The 7107-nt window shown below is 70.5% G+C and carries 6 protein-coding genes; 3 read left to right on the forward strand and 3 right to left on the reverse strand.

All coding sequences use genetic code 11. The features are described 5' to 3' along the window. Positions 1–81: 81 nt before the first annotated feature. Positions 82–1344: a glucose-1-phosphate adenylyltransferase gene (gene glgC, locus AAHM41_RS37595; RefSeq protein ID WP_342241755.1), complete on the reverse strand. Its 1263-nt coding sequence runs from the start codon at positions 1342–1344 to the stop codon at positions 82–84. A 124-nt stretch (positions 1345–1468) separates the two neighbouring features. Then, positions 1469–2422, reverse strand: coding sequence for an AEC family transporter (locus AAHM41_RS37600; protein WP_342241756.1), 954 nt, complete (start codon positions 2420–2422; stop codon positions 1469–1471). Positions 2423–2591: 169 nt separating this feature from the next. Between AAHM41_RS37600 and AAHM41_RS37605 the strand changes: the two genes are divergently transcribed. Together AAHM41_RS37605 and AAHM41_RS37610 are read left to right on the forward strand one after the other, a co-directional pair. After that, positions 2592–2999, forward strand: a complete 408-nt coding sequence (locus AAHM41_RS37605) for a tellurite resistance TerB family protein (RefSeq protein ID WP_342241757.1) — start codon at positions 2592–2594, stop codon at positions 2997–2999. Positions 3000–3131: 132 nt separating this feature from the next. Beyond that, complete coding sequence (locus AAHM41_RS37610) at positions 3132–5015, forward strand: alpha/beta fold hydrolase (protein ID WP_342241758.1); 1884 nt, start codon at positions 3132–3134, stop codon at positions 5013–5015. 221 nt (positions 5016–5236) lie between these two features. On the opposite strand, the gene AAHM41_RS37615 is transcribed toward AAHM41_RS37610, so the two are convergent. Next, entirely contained in the window at positions 5237–6208 is a 972-nt protein-coding gene (locus AAHM41_RS37615) for a phosphoribosylaminoimidazolesuccinocarboxamide synthase (protein ID WP_342241759.1), read from the reverse strand. 124 nt (positions 6209–6332) lie between these two features. Between AAHM41_RS37615 and pyrH the strand changes: the two genes are divergently transcribed. Then, positions 6333–7070 carry a UMP kinase gene (gene pyrH, locus AAHM41_RS37620; protein WP_342241760.1) on the forward strand — a complete coding sequence of 246 codons (738 nt, stop codon included), beginning with the start codon at positions 6333–6335 and terminating at the stop codon, positions 7068–7070. Positions 7071–7107: the final 37 nt, after the last annotated feature.

Consider the following 7107-nt stretch of genomic DNA (forward strand, 5'->3'; position numbering starts at 1 on the left):
CCCCCCCCCCCCCCCCCCCCCCCCCCCGGGGGGGGGGGGCACGAAAAGGGAAGCGGGGAGTGAGGTGGACGACACCACCCCTCAGTCCAGCGCGTCGATCATCGGCTGGGTGATCAGGACGATGCCGGTCTCGGTGCGGTAAAAGCGCTTGGCGTCGAGCTCGGGATCCTCGCCGACCACCAGCCCTTCCGGGATCTTCACGCCATGGTCCAGCACCACCCGGTTCAGCCGGGCGTGGCGGCCGATGTCGCATTCCGGCAGCACCACCGCCTCGTGCAGCCGGGCGAAGGAGTTGACCCGGACCTTGGAGAACAGCACCGACTGACGGACGGTGGAGCCGGAGACGATGCAGCCGCCGGACACCGTGCTGTTCACCGCCTTGCCGACCCGGGCCCCGTCCTCGAACACGAACTTCGCCGGCGGCAGCTGCTCCTGATAGGTGTGGATCGGCCAGTCGCGGTCGTAGAGGTCCAGCGCCGGGGTCACCGTCGTCAGGTCCATATTGGCTTCCCAATAGGCGTCGATGGTGCCGACGTCGCGCCAGTAGGGCTCGACATAGCTCGGATTCGGGATCGCGCTTTCGGAGAAGCGGTGGGCGCGGACATGGCCGCTCTCGACCAGGAACGGCACGATGTTCTTGCCGAAATCATGCTCCGAGGTCGGGTCGGCGGCGTCGCGGCGCAGCTGCTCGGCCAGGAAGCGCATGCTGAACACGTAGATGCCCATGCTGGCCAGGGCGATGTCGGGGCGGCCGGGCATCGGCGGCGGGTCGGCCGGCTTCTCCAGGAAGCTGGTGACGCGCCACTGGTCGTTGACATGCATCACGCCGAAGGCCGTCGCCTCCATGCGCGGCACCTCGACGCAGCCGACGGTAATGTCGGCGCCGCTGCGGACGTGATCCTCGATCATCGCCGCATAGTCCATCTTGTAGACGTGGTCGCCGGCCAGGATCAGGACGTGGTCCGGGCCCTCGGCCTCGAAGATGTCGAGGTTCTGCCAGACCGCGTCGGCGGTGCCGCGGTACCACATCGCCTCGTCCACCCGCTGCTGCGCCGGCAGCAAGTCGACGAACTCGTGCATCTCGGCGCGCAGATAGCCCCAGCCGCGCTGCAGGTGGCGCAGCAGGCTGTGCGACTTGTACTGGGTCAGCACATAGATGCGGCGGATGCCGGAGTTGATGCAGTTCGACAGGGCGAAGTCGATGATCCGGAACTTGCCGCCGAAATAGACCGCGGGCTTGGCCCTGCGGTCGGTCAGCTGCTTCAGCCGGCTGCCCCTGCCGCCGGCGAGGACCAGGGCGATGGTGCGCTTGGGAAGCTGGCGGATCGGGCCGTCGTCACGCATCCAGGGGGTCCTCCCGGCTTCGGCTGTTTCCGGGAGAGTAACATCAGGTTTCGCGATCCGGCACACTCCGTTTGAGGCAAATTTTGGCCGTTTGAGGCAAATCTTGTTTGTTTCCGTCGGGGCGTCAGCCGGCCGGGAATTGCGGCGCGTAGACCGCCAGCAGCAGCGACAGGGTCAGCACCGACACCACGGTCGAGACCAGGATCACCGCCGAGGTGCGCTCGACATAGACGCCGTAGCGCTGGGCGACGACGAAGGTCAGCGCCCCGGTCGGCAGCGCCGCCAGGATCACGGCGCTGGCGGTCCAGAACGGGTCCATCGGGAAGATGGTCGCGGCCAGGCCCCAGGTGATCAGCGGCTGCCACACCAGCTTGAGCACCGAGATCCAGCCGACCTCGCGCAGGCCGCTGCGCAGCGTCTGGCTGGCCATGAACAGGCCGATGGCGAAGAGGGCGCAGGGGCTGGCGGCGGCGCCGAGCAGCGACAGCAGCGTCGCCAGCGGCGTCGGCACGGCGAGGCCGGACCAGGACCACAGCACCCCGAGCACCGGTGCCGCCACCAGCGGGTTCTTCAAGAGCGCCAAGGCCACATCGCGCAGCGCCGCGAGGATGCCGCGGCCGCGGCTGCCGGTCAGCTCAAGCGCCACCACGGCGAGGCCGACGCAGGCGACGCTCATGATCACGGTCGCCAGCGACGCCGGCGGCAGGCCGCGGGCCGGGCCGAAGGCGGCGGCGAACAGCGGGATGCCCATGTAGCCGGTGTTGGAGAAGCCGGCATTCATGCCCTGCATCGTCGCCTCGCCGGCATCGGCGCGGTGGATCAGGGCCCCGAGGATCGAGCCCAGCAGCCAGACCGCCAGGACGCCGCCGAGGAAGGCGCCGATGAAGTTGAGGTTGAGGATGCCGGCCACCGGGGTACGGGCCATGGCCAGGAACAGCAGCGCCGGCAGCGCGATCCAGTAGACGAAGCCGTTCAGCGCCTCCGACTGGGCCCGGCCGAGCAGCCGGATGCGACCGGCGAAGACGCCGAGGAAGATCACGCCGAAGACCGGCAACGCCACGTTGATCACCGCCTGCATGGCGCCCCTCATGCCATGCCGGGCCGAGGCGGGGAAGCGCGGCGGGGGAAGGCTGGGTTGCAAAGGCTGCTCTGCCGCGTCAGCCGGCTGGTCGCCTTGACGCCCCGCGGCGTTCCGCGCCATATCCGGGACGATCCTTCCCGCGACTCGCAGGCCAGCGGAGACTGCCATGACGACCGACGCCCACGGCGCCCTGATCTACACCATGGTGCTCGCCTCCGTGGCCGACAAGAACATGACCGATGCGGAGGTCGAGACGCTGTCGGAGATGGTGCGGTTCCTGCCGGTGTTCCGCGGCTTCGACATCGACCGCATCCCCGACCTGACCCGCGACTGCATCGACCTGCTGCAGCAGGATGACGGCATCGATCGCGCCCTCGACATCATCGCCGAGACGCTGCCGGACCATCTGCGCGAGACCGCCTATGCCATCGCCTGCGATTCGATCGCGGCGGACGGCAGGGCCAGCCAGCCGGAGCTGCGCCTGCTGGAGCTGATGCGCGACAAGTTCGAGGTCGACCGGCTGGTCGCGTCGGCGATCGAGCGGGGGTCGCGCGCCCGGCACCGCACTTTGTAGGGGCGAGCGGCCGGGGATTGCCGGCCAAGACCAAGAAGGGGGAGGCCATGCAGGGAACCAGGATCGCCGGGGCGCGGCTGTGGCTCGCTGCCGCCCTGCTGGCCGCCGGCGGCTACGATCCAGGTCGGCGGCGTGACCCTGACCGCCTGCCAGCCCGATTTCAGCGGCTTCTGCGGCACGATCAGCCGGCCCCTCGACCCCGCCGGCAAGCTGCCCGGCACGGTGGCGGTCGGCTTCGAGCTCTACCCGCATCGCGACGCCGGCCAGCCGGCCGAGGGCGTGGTCCTGGCCCAGGAGGGCGGGCCCGGCTATTCCTCGACCGGCACGCGCGAGGGCTATCTGCGGCTGTTCGAGCCGCTGCGTGGCCGGCGCGACGTGCTGCTGGTCGACAAGCGCGGCACCGGCCTGTCCGACCCGATCCAATGCCAGGCGCTGCAGGAGGCCGGCGAGTTCGTGCCGGCCGCGATCGCCGCCTGTGCCAAGCAGCTGGGCCCGGCCGCCTGGATGTACGGCACCGCCGCGGCCGCCGACGACGTGGCCGCCGTGCTGGACGCGCTGCAGATCGGCGAGGTCGACTATTACGGCGACAGCTACGGCACCTGGTTCGGCCAGGTCTTCGCCCAGCGCCACCCGGACCGACTGCGCACCATCGTGCTGGACAGCGCCTATCCGACCCTCGGCCTGTCGCCCTGGTTCGAGACCGAATGGGCCACCGCGCGCGACGGCTTCGAGCAGGTGTGCCGGCGCTCGCCGAGCTGCCGGGCGCTGGGCGGCCGCTCGCTCGACCGGATCGAGGCGCTGGCGGCGGCGCTGCGGGCCAAGCCGGGCAAGGCCGAGGGGCCGGACGGCGACGGCAACACCATCGGCATCGCGGTCGACGCCCCGACCCTGTACCTGACCATGAACAGCGCCGGCGGCAGCCCGACCTTCTACCGCGACCTGGACGCCGCGGCCCGCGCCTATCTGGACGCGCAGGACCCGGCGCCGCTGCACCGGCTGATGGCCGAGGCGGCGTCCTGGAACACGCCGGGCAGCGATCCCACCGCCTTCTCCACCGCGCTCTATGTCGCCGTGGTCTGCAGCGACTATCCGCGGCTGTTCCGCGCCGACGCGTCGCGAGCCGAGCGGCGGCGCCAGCTGATGCGCGCCACGGCGCAGAAGCAGGCGACCGACCGCGAGGTCTACGCCCCCTTCACCATCGCCGAGGTCGACACCTCGCCGCACAAATGGGAGCGGCGCGATTTGTGCCTGGACTGGCCGGCCCCACCGAAGGGCGTGGTCCCCGGCACCGCGGCGGACCCGAAGGTGCCCTTTCCGAACGTGCCGACGCTGGTGCTGTCGGGCGACATCGACAGCGTCACCTCGCCGCTCGAGGGGCTGGAGACGGCGCGGCTGTTCCCGGACGCGACCTATGTGCCGGTGCGCAACCTGACCCACATCACCGCGATCACCGACCAGGCGATCTTCGTGCCGCCAAAGGGCGCCGACGCCACCGGCTGCGTCGCCCCGATCGTGCTGAACTTCGTGCGCTCGGGCGGCGATGCCGGCGACACCTCCTGCACCCAGCGGATCCGGCCGATCCGCACCGTGCCGGCCTTCGCGGTCCAGGCGGCCGATGTGGCGCCGGCCGCGGCCGATGCCGGCAACGCCGGAACCGAGGCCGATCTGCGCCTGGCCGCGGCCGCGGCGGAGACGGCGGGCGACGTGCTGGCGCGCTATTTCGTCAACAGCGGCGGCAGCGGCGTCGGGCTGCGCGGCGGCAGCTTCACCTTCGAGGCCTTCGACGCCGGCTATGCCTTCACCCTGGACCAAATCCGCTGGGCCGAGGATCTGGCCGTGTCCGGCACGATCCGCTGGGACCAGTCGACCGGCGACGTCACCGCCGACCTCACCCTGGCGGGCGCGGCGACGGGCACGCTGGCCTTGGCCTGGAACGACCGCGACACGGATGCCGTCGCCCGCATCACCGGCACGATCGACGGGCGCGCGGTGACGGCGGAAAGGATCGCACCGTAAGGCAGTCCGCCGCCCTTCCTTTTATTCTCCCCCACCCCCGCGGGAGGGGGTTGGGGAGGGGTTTTCTCGGTTCCACCCGCCTGGACTGTCGAAAGCCAACGCGGACGGCGAGTTCGACCCTCTGCCCATTCGCGCGCGGACGCGCGCAGACCCCTCCCACTTCCCCCTCCCGCAAGGGGAGGGGGAGAGCAGAAGGCATGGCCGGCTTAGGCTGCGGGGCCTCAGAAATACTTGGCCAGATTCCCCCGGATCCGGTCCAGCACCGGCCGCTCGCGGTCGGGCAGCTCGAAGCGGCGGCCGGTGATGGTCTCGAAGGCGCGGACATAGACCTGGGCGGTGGCCCGGATCACCTCGGCCGGGATCTCCGGGATCGGGTCCTTGTACGGGTCGCAGCGCGCCGCCACCCAGCTGCGCACGAAATCCTTGTCGAAGCTCTCCGGCCGCTCGCCGCTGGCGAAGCGCTCCTCGTAGCTGTTCGCGAGCCAGTAGCGGCTGCTGTCCGGGGTGTGGATCTCGTCGGCCAGGACGATGCGGCCCTCGGCATCTGTGCCGAACTCGTATTTGGTGTCCACCAGGATCAGCCCGTGCCTGGCGGCGATCTCCTGCCCGCGGGCGAACAGCGCGAAGGCGTAATCGCTGAGCTGCTGCCACTGCGCCGCGGTCAGCAGGCCCTGGGAGACGATCTGGTCCGGCGTCAGCGGCTCGTCATGGCCGCCGTCGAAGGCCTTGCTGGTCGGGGTGATGATCGGCTGCGGCAGCTTCTGGTTGTCGCGCAGCCCGTCGGGCAGGCGGATTCCGTACATGTGGCGCTGGCCGGCCTTGTACAGGGTCAGGACCGAGGTGCCGGTGGTGCCGGCCAGATAGTCGCGGACCACGATCTCGACCGGCAGGATGTCGAGCCTTCGGCCGACCACGACGTTCGGGTCGGGGTAGTCGAGCACATGGTTCGGGCAGATGTCGCGCGTCTGCTCGAACCAGAAGCGCGCGGTCTGGGTCAGCACCTGGCCCTTCAGCGGGATCGAGGCCAGGATCCGGTCGAAGGCGCTGATCCGGTCGGTGGCGATGATGATCCGCCGCCCGTCCGGCAGGTCGTAATTGTCGCGCACCTTGCCGCGGTAATGCGCCGGCAGCTCCGGGATCGTCGCGTCGTCGAGCACCGGATAGGGGCGATCGTCCAGGGCCGTGAAATCCATTGCTCTCGTCCTTCGGGAATGCGCTTGGATCTTTAGCGCGGCCGGGTTCCGTGCACACCCGAAATCGGGCATCCTGCGGCGGTGCCGGCGACAGCGGTGCCCAGCGAGACGAGCGGAGGGCCCGATGGCACGGAAGCGGCTGCTGCTGAAACTGAGCGGCGGGGCCATGGCCGGCGCGGATGGATCGATCTTCGGCGCCGCCGCGATCGACCACATCGTCGGCGAGCTCCTGGCGGTGCACGCGCTGGGCATCGAGATCGCGGTGGTGATCGGCGGCGGCAACGTGTTCCGCGGCCGCGTCTCCGACGCCTGGCACATCGAGCGGGCGGAGGCCGACAACATCGGCATGCTGGGCACCATGGTCAACGCGGTGATGCTGCGCGCAGCGCTGACCGCGCGGTCCGCCGAGGTGCGGGTGATGAGCGCGGTGCCGATCCCGTCGATGGCCGAGCCTTATATCCGGCTGCGCGCCGACCGGCACCTGGCCAAGGGCGCCATCGTCGTGCTGGCCGGCGGCAACGGCCAGCCCTATGTCACCACCGACTACCCGGCGGTGCAGCGGGCGATCGAGCTGCGCTGCGACGCGGTGCTGGCGGCCAAGGACGGCGTTGACGGTGTGTTCACCGCCGATCCCCGGCAAGACCCGACAGCGCGTAAATACGCCAGCCTGGCCTTCGCCGACGCGATCGCGCAGGAGCTGAAGGTGATGGACCAGTCGGCGATCCTGCTGGCGCGCGATCACGGGCTGCCGCTGCATGTCTTCGCCTTCGACCGGCCGGGCGCGATGCAGCGGATCTGCCGCGGCGAGCCGATCGGGACGCTGATCGCCCCGGATGCGATCACGGTGCTGGCGGAGGACTGAGCCCGGCCCACGGCCGGAAGCGCCTGTCAACTCCCGT

Source organism: Inquilinus sp. OTU3971, assembly GCF_038440215.1.